Below are 15,624 nucleotides of genomic sequence, written 5' to 3' on the forward strand. Positions count from 1 at the left end.
GTGCGGTTGCGAGGGTGTCCAGTTCGGTCGTCACAACCCGAGAATGGACATCCTCGCCCTATCTCCGCAGCTATGCCTTGGACTCATTCATCTAGGGGGCCGCGGCGGGCACCGCGAGCTGCTGGACCAGCCACGGCAGCGCCTGCGGCAGCTCCCGGTTCCAGGTGTTGAAGTTGTGGCCGCCGCTGGGCAGGATCAGCGACGAGACCCGCATGGGCGGTTTGACGGCGTTCAGGAAACGCTCGGTCGGCAGGTAGTCGGCCTCGCCCTTCCTGCTGCTCGTGACGAGCACGGCCACGGGCGGCGCGGGCAGCCGGGCCAGGCGCCACATCAGGTCGTTGCGGTCGGCCAGCCCCTGGTCACCGTGGAACAGGTCGCCGGTGGTGCCGTCCACGATCGTCTTGTAGTAGCCCGACAGGGAGACGGCGGCGGAGAACGCGTCAGGGCGGCTCATCGCCAGCTTCAGCGCGCAGTAGCCGCCGGTCGAGCCGCCGAGCACGCCCCAGGAGTCGCGGCCCGCCGCCGCCCGGTAGTGCGCGGTCACGGCCTGCCGGACGTCGGTGGCGAAGTAGGTCAGCGCCCGCGGGCCGCCCGGCACGTCCACGCACTCGGTGTCGCGCGGCAGCACCACGCTCGGCCGCATCATGACCAGGACGGCCGGCTCGACCTGGTGCAGGGCGATGGCGTGGGCCAGCCGTCCGGGCAGGTCGAGGCGGGTCATGAGGTTGCGCGGGTCGCCGGGGTAGCCGGTCAGGGCGAGGATCGCGGGGAACCTGCGCCGGGGGTCCTTGAAGTAGGCCGAGGGCAGGAACACGTACGCCTCCTCGCTCAGGCGCGTGGTCGCGCCCGGCAGGACGACCTCCTCGATCCGCCCGCCCGGGACCGCCCGGCTGTCCAGCACCCGCAGCCCGGCCGCGGCCCCGGCGACGGTGATCTGGGCGGCGCCGGTGTCGGCGCCGAACAGGTCCGCCCAGGAGGCGTAGAAGCCGAAGTAGTAGTTGACCAGCAGCGCGAGCGCCGCCACGGTGAGCGCCTGGCAGCCCGCCAGCAGGCCCGCCCGGCCCAGCACCGGCGGCAGGCCCCGCCCGGCAAGCCGCGGCCACACCCAGACGGTGGCCGCGAGCCCGGCCACCGCGAGCACCGCGGCGGCCACCAGCAGCGCGATCGAGGTCAGTCCCATGAACAGCAGGAATATCCCGGCCGGCGTAAGCGCGTGGTTAACGACGAGATTAACCGGCAGGGGCTTCAATCGGTATTTGTGAAGCGTCCTTGGATCCCCGCGCTGGCGGGTTACGCGTCGCTGGTCATCGGCCTGCTGGACATCGCCAAGGCCGTGGCGCCGCGGCTGGAGCACACGCGGATGGGCCAGTGGTCGGACCTGCTGCCCGGGACGGTGACGACCGTGGCGCGGGCGACGTCGCTGGTGGTCGGCATCATGCTGGTGATGATCGCGCACGCGCTGCGCCGGGGGAAGGTGCGGGCCTGGCGGGCGGTGGTGGTGCTGCTGCCGGTGAGCGCCGTCATGGGCGTGCTGCACCTGCGGCCGGTGACCGCCGCGATCAGCGTCGTGCTGCTGGCCGTGCTGGTGGCCGGCAGGCGGGAGTTCACGGCGCTGCCCGACCCGCGCTCGCGCTGGCGGGCGTTGTGGAACCTGCTCGTGCTCGGCGCGATCGACATGGGGCTCGGCTACCTGATCGTGAGCGTCCGGCCCGGCGCGCTGGTGGGCCGTCCGGGCGTGGCCGACCGGCTGGAGCACGTGGCGCTGGGGCTGGCGGGCATCGAGGGGCCGGTCACGTTCACCGTGGAACGCGTCTCCGACCTGGTCTACCTCTCCCTCGTCGCGCTGGGCGCGCTGACCGCCGTGACGACGCTCTACCTGGCACTGCGCCCGGAACGGCCGGCCGCCGAGCTGACCGCCGACGACGAACGCCGCCTGCGCGCCCTGCTGGCCGTGCACGGCGAGCGCGACTCGCTCGGCTACTTCGCGCTGCGCAGGGACAAGAGCGTGATCTTCTCGCCGTCGGGCAAGGCGGCCGTGGCCTACCGGGTCGTCTCCGGCGTGATGCTGGCCAGCGGCGACCCGATCGGCGACCGCGAGGCGTGGCCGGCCGCGATCGGCGCGTTCACCGCCGAGGCGCGGCGGCACGCCTGGGTGCCCGCCGTCATCGGCTGCGGCGAGACGGGCGGCGAGGTCTGGACGAAGGTGGCGGGGCTGTCCGCGCTGGAGATCGGCGACGAGGCGATCGTCGAGGTCGACGGCTTCACGCTGGAGGGCCGCGCGATGCGCAACGTGCGGCAGATGGTCAACCGCACCCGCCGCGCCGGGTACGTCTGCCGGGTGCGCCGCGCCCGCGACGTGCCCGAGGAGGAGAAGGAGGGCATCCGCCGGGCCGCCGGGCTGTGGCGCGGCACCCAGACCGAACGCGGCTACTCGATGGCGCTCGGCCGCTTCGGCGACCCCGCCGACGCCGAGTGCCTGGTGGCCACCGCCGGCAAGGACGGCGACCTCGCAGCCGTGCTGCACTTCGTGCCGTGGGGGACGCGGGGCGTCTCGCTGGACCTGATGCGCCGTGACCGCGACGCCGACCCGGGCCTCAACGAGCTGCTGATCGCCGAGACGCTGCGGGCCGCGCCGTCGCTGGGGATCACGCAGGTGTCGCTCAACTTCGCGATGTTCCGCTCGACGCTGGCCCGCGGCGACCGGCTCGGCGCGGGGCCCGTGCTGCGGGCCTGGCGGTCGGTGCTGGTCTTCCTGTCGCACTGGTTCCAGATCGAGTCGCTGTACCGGTTCAACGCCAAGTTCCGGCCGATCTGGGAGCCGCGCTTCGTCGTCTACCCGAACGCCCGCGACCTGCCCAGGATCGGCGTCGCGGCGCTCCAGGCCGAGGCGTTCATCCCCTCGGGCCTTCCGCTGCGCGCCCGCCTGCGCCTCCCCCGGCCCTTCACGCACGACCGCGCCGCCGCCGCTCCCCAGCCCCCCTGAACCGCGCGGTTCAGGGAGAGGCGGCGGTGCCGGTGGCGGGCCACATGGTGTTGAGGCGGCCGGCGGTGGCCTGGTAGGCGCGCTCGGCCTCCGGCGTGAGGACGACGTCGGCGCCCGGCCCGGCGGCGGCCAGCCGTTCGCGCAGGACGATGGAGTCGGCGGTGTCGGCCAGGTCGAGCAGCCCGGTGAAACGGGCGGCCGCCGACACCAGCTCGGTGGCGGGCAGGCCGGTGCACACGGCGTCGAGGGCCTGGCGGACCACGCCCTTGCCGACCGCGCCGAGGCCGAGCGCCACCGCGGCCGCCGACAGGGTGGCCACGTCGAGCGGGTCGACGTCGACCAGGCGCAGCGGCACGTGCTCGACCTGGCCGCCGGGGGCGTACAGGCGGCCGGCCAGGCGGGCGGCGGCGGCGCGCCTGCCCTGCGTGGGGCCGATCGCGCGCCAGAGCCGGCGCAGCGCGGTCAGCGCGATCCCGCCGGCGAGCGGGCCGGGCAGCGGCGAGCCCACGGACTCGGCGGCGCGCAGCACCAGCAGCAGCCTCTCCAGCTCGCCCACCGCGCGGGCCAGGTCTTCGCCCAGGTCGGGGACGAGGACCGCGCGCGGGCCGAGGCCGGTCATGTGCGGCTCCTCACGGAGCCTTCGTCGTCGAGCGGTCGTCAGGCGGCGGAGGAGTCAACCGGAGGGTCACCATCGGAGCGTACGCCGCGCCGGCCGCGCCGCACACCCCACCGGGAAGCACGCCGCCCCCAGCCCCCACCCCGTGAGACGCGGGCGAGCCGGGCGTGTGGGAGGATCTGGCCTCGATGGGTCCGTGGTCGTTGGTGCGGTGGCTGCGTGCGGCGAGCTTCGCCGGCACGTGTGCCGCGCTGGCCGCGCTCGCCCACCTGGCGGGCGGCGGCTGCTTCGACCTCTGGGCGCTGCTGGCGGGGTTCCTGCTGGTCCTCGCCCCGGCCCTGGCGCTGACCGGGCGTGAGCGCACGCTGGCCGCCATCGTGCCCGCGACGGGCGCCTCGCAGGTCGTCCTGCACCTGCTGCTCTCACTGAGCTGCGACCATCCCGCCCCCGCCGCCGACGCCGCGAGCCTGGGTCACGTGCACGACACCGGCGCCCCGGGGTTCGGGATGCTGCTCGTGCACGCGGCGAGCGTGCTGCTGACGTCGGTCTGGCTGCGCTGGGTGGAGTCGGGGCTGTGCGCCCTGGTCCGCGAGCTGGCCGGGTGGGTGCTGCGCCCGCTGCTGGTGCTGTTCCTCGCCGTGTCCGGGTGGGCCGCGCCGGCGCGCACACCGGTGGGCGGGCGCGACGACGTCACGGCGCGCGTCCGGCTGTTCCTGCGGCACGTGCTGGTGCTGCGGGGGCCTCCCGCGGGTGGACCGGAGCCGCGGTGGCCGGTCCGTCCGACGGTCGTGGGCCTGCCCGCCTGAGCGCGCCCGCGGTCCTTCGCGCGCCCGTACTCCGCGGTTCCTCCGACGACAATCCCGGCTCGCCGCCGTGCCCGCCCCCGCCGTGGGGCCGGTCCGGCGTGCGCGCCTCCGGACTCGACTCAGAGGACATCACCCATGAGACCTTCCCGTACCCGCCGGGCCTCGGCGCTCGCGCTCGTGCTGCTGGCCGCCGCCTGCGGCACGCCCGCGGCGACCGGCGGCCAGGCGGCCACCGTCGCGCCGGCGTCCGCCGGCCGGACCGTCTACCCCCTCACCTTCGACAACTGCGGCACGCGGGTCACCTTCCGCCGGCCACCGCAGCGCGTCCTGATCCTGAACGGCACCAGCGTCGGCGAGGTGGAGAGCTTCCTGCTGCTCGGGCTGGAGCGCAGCATCCTGGCCAACGCCCAGAGCTACGGCGTGTCCGACGACCCGTCCATGACGGCCCGCGTCAAGGCGCTGCCGACCGGCGGGCTGACCATGAACAAGAACTTCGACGTGCCCGCCGAGCAGGTGCTCAAGCTCAAGCCGGACCTGGTGGTCTCCACCTGGTCGGGCGGGTTCGACCCCGCCCGGGGCTTCGCCACCCGCGAACAGCTCGCCGCGGCCGGCATCACCTCGCTGGTCAACCCGGTCAACTGCGCGATGGGCAAGCCGGCGGCCACCGAGCAGGAGAAGCGCGCCTACCGCAACCAGTCGATCAACTCCTCGCTGGAGTTCCTCAGCCTGCTCGGACGGGTGTTCGACGTGCAGCGCAAGGCGTTCGACCTGATCGGCCGGCTGCGGGCGCGGGTGGAGTCGGTACGGGCCCGCGTCGCGGCGCTGCCGCCCAAGAAGGTGCTGATCGCCTATCCCGGCATGGCCATGATGAACGCCAACGGCCTGCCCGCCGTGATGACCGGCGGCATCTACGACGACGTCATCAGGGCGGCCGGCGGGGTCAACGCCTTCGCCGGCCAGACCGCCGACATGACGCGCACACTCAACCGCGAGCAGCTCGCCACAGCCCAGGTGGACGTGCTGGTCGTCGGGCTGTTCACGCCCGAGGAGAAGGGCGCGGAGGCGGCGGCGAAGCTGTTCGCCGCCTATCCCCACTGGGCCGCGGCCAGATCCAGGAGCTTCACGGTCGTCTCCGACGGCGTCTATCTCGGGCCGCTGAACGCCTGGGCCGTGGAGAAGATCTCCAAGGTGGTGCATCCCGGTGGCTGACACGCTGACCGCGCCGCCGCGCCGCGCCGTCCCCGTCCCGCCGCGGCGGCCGCACGCGGTGTCCGGGCGGGCGACCGGGTTCCTGCTGGCCGGGCTCGGGGCCGCGCTGGTCGTGGCCCTGGTGATCGGGATCTCCGCCGGGTCGGTGAACCTGCCGCCGGACCAGGTGTGGGGGGTGGTGTGGGCGTACCTGACCGGGCGCGGCGAGCAGGCCGATCCGCTGCTCGCGCAGGTCGTGTGGGAGATCCGCACGCCCCGGGCGCTGCTGGCCGCGCTGGCCGGGGCCGCGTTGTCGGTGGCCGGGGTGGCGTTGCAGGCGCTGGTCCGCAACCCGCTCGCCGACCCGTACGTGCTGGGCGTGTCGTCGGCGGCGTCGCTGGGGGCCGTGCTGGTGCCCGCGCTCGGGGGCGGCGCGCTGGCCGGGCTGACCGGCGCGCTCGGCGTCACGGGGGCCGCCTTCGCCGCCGCGCTGCTGTCGGCGCTGGTGGTGTACGTCCTGTCCCAGCGTTCCGGGCGGCTGCTGGACTCGTGGCTGGTGCTGACCGGCGTGGCCGTCGGCTACCTGTGCTCGGCGGCCACCACGTTCGTGCAGCTCCAGCTCAACCCGACCGAGCTGCAGGGCATGATGTTCTGGCTGATGGGCAGCGTCGCCGGGGCGTCGTGGGCCGACCTGGGCGTGCCCGCGCTGCTCGTCGTGTGCTGCGTGGCCTGGCTGTCCTCGCAGGCGCGGGCGCTCAACGCGCTGCTGGCCGGTGAGGAGTCCGCGGTCGCGATCGGCGTGCCGGTCGCCGCGCTGCGGATCGGGCTGCTGGCGGCCGGGTCGCTGCTGACGGCGACGGTGGTCAGCGTGGTCGGCGGCATCGGGTTCATCGGGCTGATGGTCCCGCACATGGTCCGGTTCGTGGTCGGGGCCGACCACCGCCGGGTGCTGCCGGTCTCGCTGCTGGCCGGGGCGGTGTTCCTGGTGCTGGTCGACCTGGCCGCGCGGGTGGCCGACCGGCCGAACGAGCTGCCGGTGGGCATCTTCACCACGGGGCTCGGCGTGCCGTTCTTCCTGTGGCTGCTGCGCCGGCGGCGGGCGGGAGGCGGCGGCGATGCGGCTTGACCTCGCGGGCGTCAGCGCGAGCATCGACGCGCGGCCCATCGTCACCGACGTCACGCTGAGCGCCGGGCCGGGCGAGTTCGTGGCGCTGGTCGGGCCGAACGGCAGCGGCAAGTCCACGCTGCTGCGCACGGTCTACCGGTCGCTGCGCCCGTCGGGCGGCGTCGTCCGGCTGGACGGCGACGACCTGTGGCGGATGCGGCCCCGGCACGCCGCGCGGCGCCGGGCGGTCCTGCCGCAGCACAACCCGGCCGGAGAGGGGTTCTCGGTGGCCGAGGTCGTCGCGGCCGGACGGCACAGCCACAAGCGGGCGCTGGACCGGGAGAGCGCGGGCGACCGGGCGGTGGTCGCCACGGCCCTGGAGCGGGTCGGCATGGACTGGGCGGCCGACCGGCTGATGACCACGCTGTCCGGCGGCGAGCGGCAGCGCGTGCTGCTGGCCCGCGCGCTGGCCCAGGAGGCGCCGCTGCTGATCCTGGACGAGCCGGGCAACCACCTGGACGTCGGGTCCCAGCTCCTCCTGCTGGACCTGATCCGCTCACTCGGCCTGACCCTGCTGGCCGCCCTGCACGACCTGGACCAGGCCGCCGCCTACGCCGACCGGATCGTCGTGCTGCGCGAGGGCCGGGTCGCCGGGCAGGGGCCGCCCCTGGAGGTGCTGACCCCGGCCTTCATCGAGGAGGTCTTCGGCGTCCTGGCGCATGTGGGGCCGCATCCGATCACCGGGCGGCCGCATGTGGCGGTGGCCTCCAGGGCGGGAGGTAAGCGCCTGCCCTAGGGCGGGTCAGCACTCGTCCCCCGGTGCGGAGCCGTGCCGGGCGCCGTCCGTCCGGCCGGTTATAAACGGAGCGGAGTGGATCTTCGTCGTGAAGGGGCCGGGGGACCGTGTCGATCAGCAAGGTAGGACGAATGGCCGCCGGTGTCGGCCTGCTCGCGGCGGTGTGCGTGCCGGAGCGGGCCGTCGCCGTCCCGGCCCCTCCCCCGGTGCCGGCTCCGGTCGCGGCTCCGGCCCCGCCGGGGGCGGCGCCGGTGCTGAACCTGGTGCTGGACGGCGGCCGGTTCGCGCTGCGGGACGCCTTCGCGATCCTGGCGGGCCGTCCCGTGCTCGCGCGGGTGTCGGAGGCCGCGCGGGCCCGCATGGCGCAGTCGCGGGCGGGGGCGCTGGCGGCCCTGAGCGGCCAGCGGGTGTACGGCTGGAACCAGGCGCTCGGCCCGCTGAAGGACCGCCCGCTCTCGCCGGAGGAGGCCGAGCAGTTCCAGCGCAACGTGCTGCGTTCGCACGCGGCGGGCGTCGGCCCGGCGTTCCCCGACGACGTGGTCAGGCTGGCGCTGATCCTCAAGGCCAACCAGATGGCCAGGGCGAAGATGGGCGTACGGCCCGAGGTGCCGCAGCGGCTGCTGTCCCTGGTGAACGCCGGGGTCGTGCCGGTGATGCCGCAGATCGGCTCGCTCGGCACCGGCGACCTGCAGCCGCAGGCGGCGGCCGGGCTGGCCGCGCTGGGCGAGGACGCGCCGGTGCACTACCGGGGCGAGACCGGGCCGGCCTCGCAGATGTTGCCGCGGGCCGGGCTGCCCGCGAGCTTCACCTTCGAGGCCGGGGAGGCGCTGCCGATCGTCAGCGGCAGCACGGTGCTGGCCGCCACGCTGATGCACGCCGTGCACCGGGCCACGGTGCTCGCCGACCAGGCGGAGGGGGCCTTCGCCCTGTTCATGGAGGCGACCAGGGCCGAGCGCGGCTCGCTGGACGCGCGTACGCACCGCGAGCGGCACATCCCGGAGGAGGACGCGGTCGCGGCGCGGCTGCGGGCCATGGTCGCGGGTTCGGAATGGATGACCGAGGAGGGCCGCAGGCGGCTCGACCCGGCGAACTACACCCCACGCGTGCAGGACGCGGTCTCGGTGCGCGCGGCCCCGCACATCATGGCCGGGCTGCGGCAGGTGCTCGCCGCCATCCGCCGGACGCTGGCGCGCGAGGCCAACTCCTCGACCTCCAACCCGCTGGTCTTCCGGCGGGAAGGCGGCCCCGGCTACGAGTTCGTGATGGGCGGCAACTGGGACGGCTCGATCATGGGCCACCTCGCCGACAGCCTGAACGCCGAGATCACCGACCTCGGCGTCCTGTCGCAGGAGTTGTCCGGACGCCTGCTGTCGCCCCGCTGGAGCTACGGCCTGCCGGCGAACCTGGCCGGCGGGAGCGTCGGCCTGAACTCCGGGATGGTGCAGGCGCAGTCGGTGGCCGCGGCGGTGGTCCCCGAGATGCAGGTCAGGGCCCATCCGGCGGGCACGTTGTCGCGTCCGGTGAAGGACGGCCAGGAGGACCACAACACGATGGCGATGGCCTCGGCCCGTGACCTGCACGCGAACCTCGACCGCCTGGAGATCGTGCTGGCGGTGCAGTACCTGATGGCGGCGCAGGGCATCGACCTGATCGCGGCGAAGATGGCCGGCCTGCCGCTCGGGACGGCGACCCGCGCCCTGCACGACGAGCTCAGGCGCCACGTCGCGCCGCTGGGCGACGACCGTTACCTGACCCCCGACCTGGAACGGACGATCTCGCTGGTGCACGCGGGCGGCCTGACGCCGTACACCGCCCGGTGACGCACCGGAACGGGTGAGGGGTGCGCAGGCCGCCGCGGCCCGGGGGCTCACCCGGCGGGCGGGGGCAGCAGGCGGACCGCGTCCAGGGCCAGCGCGAGGTCGACGATGTCCCGTGGGCGGGTGAGCGAGCGGCCGGTGAGCTGCTCGATCCTGCGGACCCGGTTGATGATCGTGTTGCGGTGGCAGAACAGCCGGCCGGCGGCCCTGGCGGCCGAGCCGTCGCAGGCCAGCCAGGTCTCCAGGGTGGTCAGCAGCGTGTCGCGGTCGGCCGGGTCGAGGGCGAGCAGCCGGCCGAGCGCGCCTTCGACGAGGTGCCCGGTGACGCCGGGCCGGCTGATCATCAGCACGGCGGGCACGCGCTCGTCCAGGCGGGCGATCTCCGGGCCGCCGTCGGCGCAGGTGCGCATGGCGAGAGAGGCCAGCTCGTGCGCGGTGCCCAGCTCGTCCAGGCCGGTGACGACGGGGCTGACGCCGGCCACGCCGCTGACGATGAGGCTCAGCTCCTGGCACAGGTCGTCCAGGGTGGCCCGGCCGAGCGCGACGACGGCGACCTCGTGCCCGGTGCGCATGCGCCACAGCAGCCGCAGCGCGCCCAGGGTCGCGGGCAGCCGGACGTCGTCGTGGTGGCGTCCGCGGGGGAAGCGCACGGTGACGACGGCGTAGCGGGCGCGTTCGGGCAGGTCGAGGGAGTCGGCGGCGGCGCGCACCACCCCCGCGTCGGCGGCGCCGTCGAGCAGGGCGTCCAGCAGCGCGTTGACGCGTTCCTTGCTGCGGCCGAGGATCTCCTGCTCGCGCCTGCCGTAGACGTCGCAGGCCACCAGCGACTGCCGGTCGATCGCGTGCCAGACGTGGCTGGCGGCGCGGACCAGGACGTCGAGGCGTTCGGGGCGCTCGCGTTCCATGTGGTCCACGATCGCCGCCCAGGTGACCTGGCCGGCCAGGCGGTACATGCGCAGCAGCGACTCCAGCGGAAGGCCCTGTTCGGCCCTGCGCTGGGCCATCGACCGGGTGAAGACCAGGTCGCGCCGCTCGGACGGCTCCTGCAGGATCGCGGTCAGGCCCAGGCGCACGCCTTCGAGGGTGCTCTTCCAGTGCTCGTCGTAGGGGACGCAGGCGCTGTAGACGTCGTCGCCGCCGCGCGTCCTGGCGACCAGCTCGCCGGTCAGTTCGGGCAGGCGTTCGAGCAGTGCCCTGGCTGCGGTGCGTAACGTCTGGCGGACGTCCTCGTCCACGACCGTAGGGGGACGCATTCCCCGAGGCTGCCACCGCCCGCCGTTCCAGAACAAGGCTCTGTAGCGTTTTGTGACCTCGCGTTGTGCGGCTGCACAACGGGCCCCCTACCGCGGTGGGCAGCGAGCCCGACTTCGCCGCCGCATCTGGACGGCGGCCCCGCCCGCCGGTTTGGGTGGGCCGCCATGGGGTCCTGTGAGGAAGACGAATGGCCGAGCTGAGCGTGGACGGTCTCGTGGTGGACTACGGTCCCGTCCGGGCGCTGGACGGCGTGTCACTGAGCGTGCCGTCCGGGGCGGTGGTGGCCGTGCTGGGCGCGAACGGCGCCGGGAAGACGACGTTGCTGCGGGCGGTCTCGGGAACGCTCCGGTTCCACCGGGGCCGGATCGCCGCGGGCGGCGTCACCCTGGCCGGAGCGCGGGTGGACGGGCAGCCGGCCGCGGCCGTGGTGCGGCGCGGCGTCACGCACGTGCCCGAGGGCCGCCGCGTGTTCGCCCGCATGACGGTGGAGGAGAACCTGCGGGCCGGCGGCCTGGCCACGCCGCGCGCGGCCGCCGTCCGGGCCAGGCGGCGGGTGCGCGAGCTGTTCCCCGTCCTGGCCGAGCGCGCGCACCAGCGCGCCGGGCTGCTGTCGGGCGGCGAGCAGCAGATGCTGGCCATCGGCCGGGCGCTGATGGCCGAGCCGTCGGTGCTGCTGCTGGACGAGCCGACGCTCGGCCTGGCCCCTCGGGCGGCCGCCACGATCGCCGCCACGATCAGGACGATCAACGCCGCCGGCACCTCGATCCTGCTCGTCGAGCAGAACGTCGCCACGGCCCTGTCGCTGGCCTCCCACGCGTACGTGCTGGAGGTCGGCGCGGTCGCGCTGGCGGGGCCCGCGGCCGAGCTGGCCGCCGGTGACGGGGTGCGCCGCCGCTACCTGGGCGTGGGCGACGGGACGCCCGCCCCGCAGGCGAGGGCCGGGTTGTCGAGGTGGTCCGCGTGACCCCGACATACCAACCGGATGGTATGCCCGCCCTGGAGGTACGCGACGTGACCGTCCGCTTCGCCGGCCTGACGGCGCTGGACGGCGTCGGCTTCACGGTCGCGCCCGGCACCGTGCACGCGCTCATCGGCCCCAACGGCGCGGGCAAGTCCACCTGCTTCAACGTGCTGTCCGGCGTCTGCCGGGCCGCCTCGGGCAGCGTCAGGTTCGGCGCGAGCGAGCTGACCGCGCTGCGCCCGCACCGGATCGCCGCGCTCGGCGTCGCCCGCACGTTCCAGAACATCGCGCTCTCCCCGCACCAGCCGGTGCGGGACAACCTGCTGCTGGGCCGCCACCGGCTCACCCGGGCCGGGTTCGTCTCCGCCGGGCTCGGCCTGCCGGGCGCGCGCCGCGAGCGGCGCGCCCACGCCGCCAGGGTCGCCGAGATCGCGGCCTTCGCCGGGCTCGCCGCGGTGCTGGACACGCCGGTCGGGCTGCTCCCGTACGGCGTGCAGAAGCGGGTCGAGCTGGCCAGGGCCCTGGCCATGGAGCCACGCCTGCTCCTGCTGGACGAGCCGGTCGCCGGGATGAACGGCGGCGAGCGGCTGGAGATGGCCGGGCTGATCAGGTCGGTACGGGAGAGCCTGGGCGTCTCCGTCCTGCTGGTCGAGCACGACATGGGCATGGTCATGCGGCTGGCCGACCGGGTGACCGTGCTGGACTTCGGCCGCCGCATCGCCGACGGGCCGCCCGCCGAGGTGCAGAACGACCCGGCGGTCATCGGCGCGTACCTGGGCGTGGAGGAGACGGAGTGATCACCTTCGTGGAGCTGCTCGTCAACGGGGTCTCGCTGGGGGCCGTCTACGCGCTGATCGCGCTGGGCTTCGTCGTCATCTTCAAGGCGACCGAGGTGGTGAACTTCGCGCACGCCTCGCTGCTGTTGGCCGGCGGGTACGTGGTGGCGCGGCTGCACCCCCACCTCGGCTTCTGGCCCGCGCTGCTGGCCGGGGTCGCGGCGGCGGCGGTCATCGGGGCGCTGGTGGAGTTCCTGGTCATCCGCCGCTCGAAGGCCGGTTCGCACAGCGTGCTGGCCATCGTCACCATCGGCGTGGACATCGTGCTGACCACCGAGCTCACCCGGCGGATCGGCACCGAGGTGCTGGCCATGGGCGACCCGTGGGGCTCGCGGGTGCTGCGCCTCGGGCCGGTCACGGTCGCCGAGACCCGGGTCGTCGCGCTGGCCGTGGCCGGGGCGCTGATCGCGGCGTTCCTGCTGGCGTTCAAGTACACCGGGTGGGGGGTGGCGATGCGGGCCACCGCCGAGGACCCCGAGACGGCCGCGCTCATGGGCGTGCGGCTCGGCCGGGTCTCGGTCGGCGCGTGGGCCGTGGCCGGGGCGCTGGCCGCGGTGGCCGCGCTGTTCCTGTGCGTCTTCCCCACGCCCGGCCTGGACCGCGGCTCCTCGCTGGCCGCGCTGAAGGCCTTCCCCGCCGCGATACTCGGCGGCCTGGACTCCACCACGGGCGCGCTGGCCGGCGGCCTGATCGTCGGCGTCACCGAGGCCCTGACCACCGGCTACCAGAACGACCTGGCCTTCCTCGGCCGCGGGATCGGCGACGTGGCGCCGTTCCTCGTCATGGTCGTCGTGCTGCTGCTGCGGCCCGCCGGGCTGTTCGGGACGAGGGAGCGGGCCCGTGTCTAGGCCCGTCGTGTCACTGGCGGCCCTGGCCGTCTTCGTCGCCGTGCCCTTCTACCTGGAGGGGTTCTGGCTGCAGGCGGGCCTGTTCGCGATGGCGGCCGCGATCGGCGCGATCGGCGTCAACCTGCTGACCGGGGCGACCGGGCAGTTGTCCATGGGCCACGCGTTCTTCCTGGCCGTCGGCGCCTACGCCTACGTCTACCTGGCCGCCGAGCCCACCGCGTCGCTCGGCGGCCTGGGCCTGCCGACGCCGGTGGCCGCGGTGCTGGCGGTGGCGCTGGCCGGCGTCGCGGGCGGGCTGTTCAGCCCGATCGCGGGCCGGCTCAAGGGCGCCTACCTGGGCATCGCCACGCTGGCGCTGATCTTCGGCGGGCAGCATCTGCTGTTCAACGCCGGGCCGGTCACCGGCGGGTTCAACGGGCGTGCCGTCCCGGCGATGGAGGTCTTCGGGTTCGCCTTCGCCGACGGGCCGGAGCTGGTCGTCATGGACGTCCCGTTCGGCGCGCTGGAGCGGCTGTGGTTCCTGGGCGGCCTGGCGCTGCTGGCGGCGGCGCTGTTCGCCCGCGGCGTGCTGCGCGGGCGGCCCGGCAGGGCGCTGAACACGATCCGCGACCACGAGATCGCCGCCGGGGTGATGGGCGTGCCCGTCACCCGCTACCGGGCCGGCGTCTTCGTGTTGTCGTCCATGTACGGCGGCCTGGCCGGCGTGCTGCTGGCCCTGGTCTTCCAGCGGACCGTGCCCGACTACTTCGGCATGCTGCTCTCCCTCGACTACCTCGCGATGATCGTCATCGGCGGCCTGGGCTCGGTGGGCGGCGCGGTGCTCGGCGCCGTCTTCGTCTCCCTGCTGCCGCAGCTGCTGACCCGGTACGGCGACGCCATCCCCCTGGTGTCCCCGTCCGGCTCCGGCGGCGGCCTGTCCCCCGCCGAGGCCGCCCGCATCCTGTACGGCGCCGCCGTCGTCGCCGTCGTGCTCTTCCTCCCGGGCGGCCTGCTCGGCCTGCCGCGCGCCCTGCGCCGCCGGTCACCGGGGCGCCGCCCGTCCGCTTCACCGTCACCGGATCCGTCCCCGAAGACCAGGAGCTCACATGTCCCGTAACCGCACGGCCGTCCTGGCCGCGCTGCTGGCGCTGGGGCTGGCGGCCACCGCCTGCGCCAGCGGCAAGGCCACCGGCGGCGGCCAGGCGACCGCCACCGCCGCCGGCGGCGACGGCGTCAGGACCGGCCCCGGCGTCACCGCCGACACGATCACGCTCAGCCTGCTCACCGACCTGACCGGCCCCTACGCCTCGCTGGGCAAGAGCCTCACCCAGGCGCAGCAGCTCTACTTCGAGCAGGTCAACCAGAGCGGCGGCGTCTGCGGCAGGAAGATCGAGACCATCGTCCGCGACCACGGTTACGACGCGCAGAAGGCGATGGCCGCCTACGCCGAGGTCGCGCCGAGGACGGCCGCGATCCCGCAGTTCATCGGCTCGCCGATGGTCACCGCGCTCAAGGACCGGATCACCGCGGACAAGATCCTCACCCTGCCCATGGCGTGGGCCACCAGCCTGCTCGGCAGCGAGGCCATCCAGGTCACCGGCACCACCTACGACGTGGACATGATCAACGCCGTCGGCTTCCTGGTGAAGGAGAAGGGTGTCAAGGCCGGGGACCGGATCGGCCACCTGTACTTCGAGGGCGACTACGGCGAGAGCGCGCTGGCCGGGTCCAAGTACGCCGCCGGCGAGCTGGGGCTCACGCTGGTCGAGCAGAAGATCAAGGCGACCGACCAGGACATGACCGCGCAGGTGGCGGCGTTCAGGAAGGCCGGCGTCAGGGCCGTGCTGGTCTCGGTCGGCCCGCGCCAGGCGGCCTCGCTGGTCGGCGTGGCCCTGGCCGCCGGGATGGACGTGCCGTTCGTGGGCAGCAACTCGGCCTACAGCCCGCAGCTCCTGGCCACCCCGGCCGCGCCGGCGCTGCTGAAGGACTTCTTCTACGTGACCGCGGGCGCCCCGATCAGCGCGCCGCTGCCCGCCTACGCCAAGCTCGTCGCCGACTACCGGGCCAAGTACGCCGGCCAGCCCCTGGACAGCGGCGTGGCGGCCGGGTGGACCGCGGCGATCATCGTCGGCGACGCGCTGCGCAAGGCGTGCCAGGCCAAGGACCTCAGCCGGGCGGGCATCGTCGCGGCCCACCGGTCGCAGAAGTCGTGGGAGGCCGGGCTGGGCGGCACGCCGATGGACTTCAGCGTCTTCGACCGGCCCGCCTCGCGCGCCTCCTACGTGGTCAAGCCCGACAAGCAGGCGGTGGGCGGCGCCGTCATCGTCAAGGAGGCGGCGGTGTCGGAGCTGGCCGCGAAGTACACCGTCCCGGCGGCCGGCTGACCGGTGGGCCCCACCGCCCGGCGTCCCCCCGGCCGGGCTCGTCGGCGAGCC

Annotated in this window: 14 protein-coding genes; 11 read left to right on the forward strand and 3 right to left on the reverse strand. The window is 74.7% G+C overall.

Annotation, left to right across the window (positions count from 1 at the left end; genetic code table 11):
- Nucleotides 1-91 precede the first annotated feature (91 nt).
- Complete coding sequence (locus tag ABZ444_RS50335; RefSeq protein WP_358012285.1) at nucleotides 92-1,180, reverse strand: alpha/beta hydrolase-fold protein; 1,089 nt, start codon at nucleotides 1,178-1,180, stop codon at nucleotides 92-94.
- A 78-nt stretch (nucleotides 1,181-1,258) separates the two neighbouring features.
- Here ABZ444_RS50335 and ABZ444_RS50340 point away from each other — a divergent pair, with 78 nt between their 5' ends.
- Nucleotides 1,259-2,983 (forward strand): phosphatidylglycerol lysyltransferase domain-containing protein, encoded by a 1,725-nt coding sequence (locus tag ABZ444_RS50340; protein WP_358012288.1) that lies wholly within the window; start codon nucleotides 1,259-1,261, stop codon nucleotides 2,981-2,983.
- 10 nt (nucleotides 2,984-2,993) lie between these two features.
- On the opposite strand, the gene ABZ444_RS50345 is transcribed toward ABZ444_RS50340, so the two are convergent.
- Nucleotides 2,994-3,602 carry a hypothetical protein gene (locus ABZ444_RS50345; protein ID WP_358012291.1) on the reverse strand — a complete coding sequence of 203 codons (609 nt, stop codon included), beginning with the start codon at nucleotides 3,600-3,602 and terminating at the stop codon, nucleotides 2,994-2,996.
- A gap of 185 nt (nucleotides 3,603-3,787) precedes the next feature.
- On the opposite strand from ABZ444_RS50345, the gene ABZ444_RS50350 reads away from it, so the two are divergent.
- The 5 genes from ABZ444_RS50350 to ABZ444_RS50370 all read left to right on the forward strand — a co-directional run bounded on the left by ABZ444_RS50350 (nucleotide 3,788) and on the right by ABZ444_RS50370 (nucleotide 9,314).
- On the forward strand, nucleotides 3,788-4,405 hold the full coding sequence (locus ABZ444_RS50350; RefSeq protein WP_358012294.1) for a hypothetical protein: 618 nt from the start codon (nucleotides 3,788-3,790) through the stop codon (nucleotides 4,403-4,405).
- Nucleotides 4,406-4,540: 135 nt separating this feature from the next.
- The gene (locus ABZ444_RS50355) at nucleotides 4,541-5,614 is read left to right on the forward strand and encodes an ABC transporter substrate-binding protein (RefSeq protein WP_358012297.1); all 1,074 of its coding nucleotides are present in this window, start codon (nucleotides 4,541-4,543) and stop codon (nucleotides 5,612-5,614) included.
- Nucleotides 5,607-6,719 carry an iron ABC transporter permease gene (locus ABZ444_RS50360; RefSeq protein ID WP_358012300.1) on the forward strand — a complete coding sequence of 371 codons (1,113 nt, stop codon included), beginning with the start codon at nucleotides 5,607-5,609 and terminating at the stop codon, nucleotides 6,717-6,719. The genes ABZ444_RS50355 and ABZ444_RS50360 overlap by 8 nt, the downstream gene beginning before the upstream one ends.
- Nucleotides 6,709-7,494: an ABC transporter ATP-binding protein gene (locus ABZ444_RS50365; RefSeq protein WP_357976647.1), complete on the forward strand. Its 786-nt coding sequence runs from the start codon at nucleotides 6,709-6,711 to the stop codon at nucleotides 7,492-7,494. Before ABZ444_RS50360 ends, ABZ444_RS50365 begins: the two co-directional genes overlap by 11 nt.
- Before the next feature lie 131 nt (nucleotides 7,495-7,625).
- Nucleotides 7,626-9,314 (forward strand): aromatic amino acid ammonia-lyase, encoded by a 1,689-nt coding sequence (locus ABZ444_RS50370; RefSeq protein WP_358012303.1) that lies wholly within the window; start codon nucleotides 7,626-7,628, stop codon nucleotides 9,312-9,314.
- Nucleotides 9,315-9,361: 47 nt separating this feature from the next.
- Here the strand turns inward: ABZ444_RS50370 and ABZ444_RS50375 are convergent, their stop codons facing one another.
- Complete coding sequence (locus tag ABZ444_RS50375; protein WP_358012306.1) at nucleotides 9,362-10,564, reverse strand: helix-turn-helix domain-containing protein; 1,203 nt, start codon at nucleotides 10,562-10,564, stop codon at nucleotides 9,362-9,364.
- Between the two features lie 188 nt (nucleotides 10,565-10,752).
- On the opposite strand from ABZ444_RS50375, the gene ABZ444_RS50380 reads away from it, so the two are divergent.
- From ABZ444_RS50380 to ABZ444_RS50400, 5 genes are read left to right on the forward strand one after another with little or no spacing between them, the layout of a single operon-like run.
- Nucleotides 10,753-11,529, forward strand: coding sequence for an ABC transporter ATP-binding protein (locus ABZ444_RS50380; protein ID WP_358012308.1), 777 nt, complete (start codon nucleotides 10,753-10,755; stop codon nucleotides 11,527-11,529).
- Nucleotides 11,530-11,552: 23 nt separating this feature from the next.
- Nucleotides 11,553-12,323, forward strand: a complete 771-nt coding sequence (locus ABZ444_RS50385) for an ABC transporter ATP-binding protein (RefSeq protein WP_357976662.1) — start codon at nucleotides 11,553-11,555, stop codon at nucleotides 12,321-12,323.
- Nucleotides 12,320-13,210, forward strand: coding sequence for a branched-chain amino acid ABC transporter permease (locus ABZ444_RS50390; RefSeq protein WP_358012310.1), 891 nt, complete (start codon nucleotides 12,320-12,322; stop codon nucleotides 13,208-13,210). Before ABZ444_RS50385 ends, ABZ444_RS50390 begins: the two co-directional genes overlap by 4 nt.
- A complete protein-coding gene (locus tag ABZ444_RS50395; RefSeq protein ID WP_358012313.1) occupies nucleotides 13,203-14,306 on the forward strand; it encodes a branched-chain amino acid ABC transporter permease in 1,104 nt (367 codons plus the stop codon). Before ABZ444_RS50390 ends, ABZ444_RS50395 begins: the two co-directional genes overlap by 8 nt.
- Nucleotides 14,296-15,573, forward strand: coding sequence for an ABC transporter substrate-binding protein (locus tag ABZ444_RS50400; RefSeq protein WP_358012316.1), 1,278 nt, complete (start codon nucleotides 14,296-14,298; stop codon nucleotides 15,571-15,573). The genes ABZ444_RS50395 and ABZ444_RS50400 overlap by 11 nt, the downstream gene beginning before the upstream one ends.
- Nucleotides 15,574-15,624: the final 51 nt, after the last annotated feature.

It is taken from the genome of Nonomuraea sp. NPDC005730, assembly GCF_040630865.1.
Taxonomy (GTDB): Bacteria; Actinomycetota; Actinomycetes; order Streptosporangiales; family Streptosporangiaceae; genus Nonomuraea.

What these genes read in the sequence shown, in the direction of transcription:
- ABZ444_RS50335 (WP_358012285.1), bottom strand. Translation starts at nt 1,180, where the DNA reads ATGGGACTGACCTCGATCGCGCTGCTGGTGGCCGCCGCGGTGCTCGCG.
- ABZ444_RS50345 (WP_358012291.1), bottom strand. Translation starts at nt 3,602, where the DNA reads ATGACCGGCCTCGGCCCGCGCGCGGTCCTCGTCCCCGACCTGGGCGAA.
- ABZ444_RS50350 (WP_358012294.1), top strand. Translation starts at nt 3,788, where the DNA reads ATGGGTCCGTGGTCGTTGGTGCGGTGGCTGCGTGCGGCGAGCTTCGCC.
- ABZ444_RS50355 (WP_358012297.1), top strand. Translation starts at nt 4,541, where the DNA reads ATGAGACCTTCCCGTACCCGCCGGGCCTCGGCGCTCGCGCTCGTGCTG.
- ABZ444_RS50365 (WP_357976647.1), top strand. Translation starts at nt 6,709, where the DNA reads ATGCGGCTTGACCTCGCGGGCGTCAGCGCGAGCATCGACGCGCGGCCC.
- ABZ444_RS50370 (WP_358012303.1), top strand. Translation starts at nt 7,626, where the DNA reads ATGGCCGCCGGTGTCGGCCTGCTCGCGGCGGTGTGCGTGCCGGAGCGG.
- ABZ444_RS50375 (WP_358012306.1), bottom strand. Translation starts at nt 10,564, where the DNA reads ATGCGTCCCCCTACGGTCGTGGACGAGGACGTCCGCCAGACGTTACGC.
- ABZ444_RS50380 (WP_358012308.1), top strand. Translation starts at nt 10,753, where the DNA reads ATGGCCGAGCTGAGCGTGGACGGTCTCGTGGTGGACTACGGTCCCGTC.
- ABZ444_RS50385 (WP_357976662.1), top strand. Translation starts at nt 11,553, where the DNA reads ATGCCCGCCCTGGAGGTACGCGACGTGACCGTCCGCTTCGCCGGCCTG.
- ABZ444_RS50400 (WP_358012316.1), top strand. Translation starts at nt 14,296, where the DNA reads ATGTCCCGTAACCGCACGGCCGTCCTGGCCGCGCTGCTGGCGCTGGGG.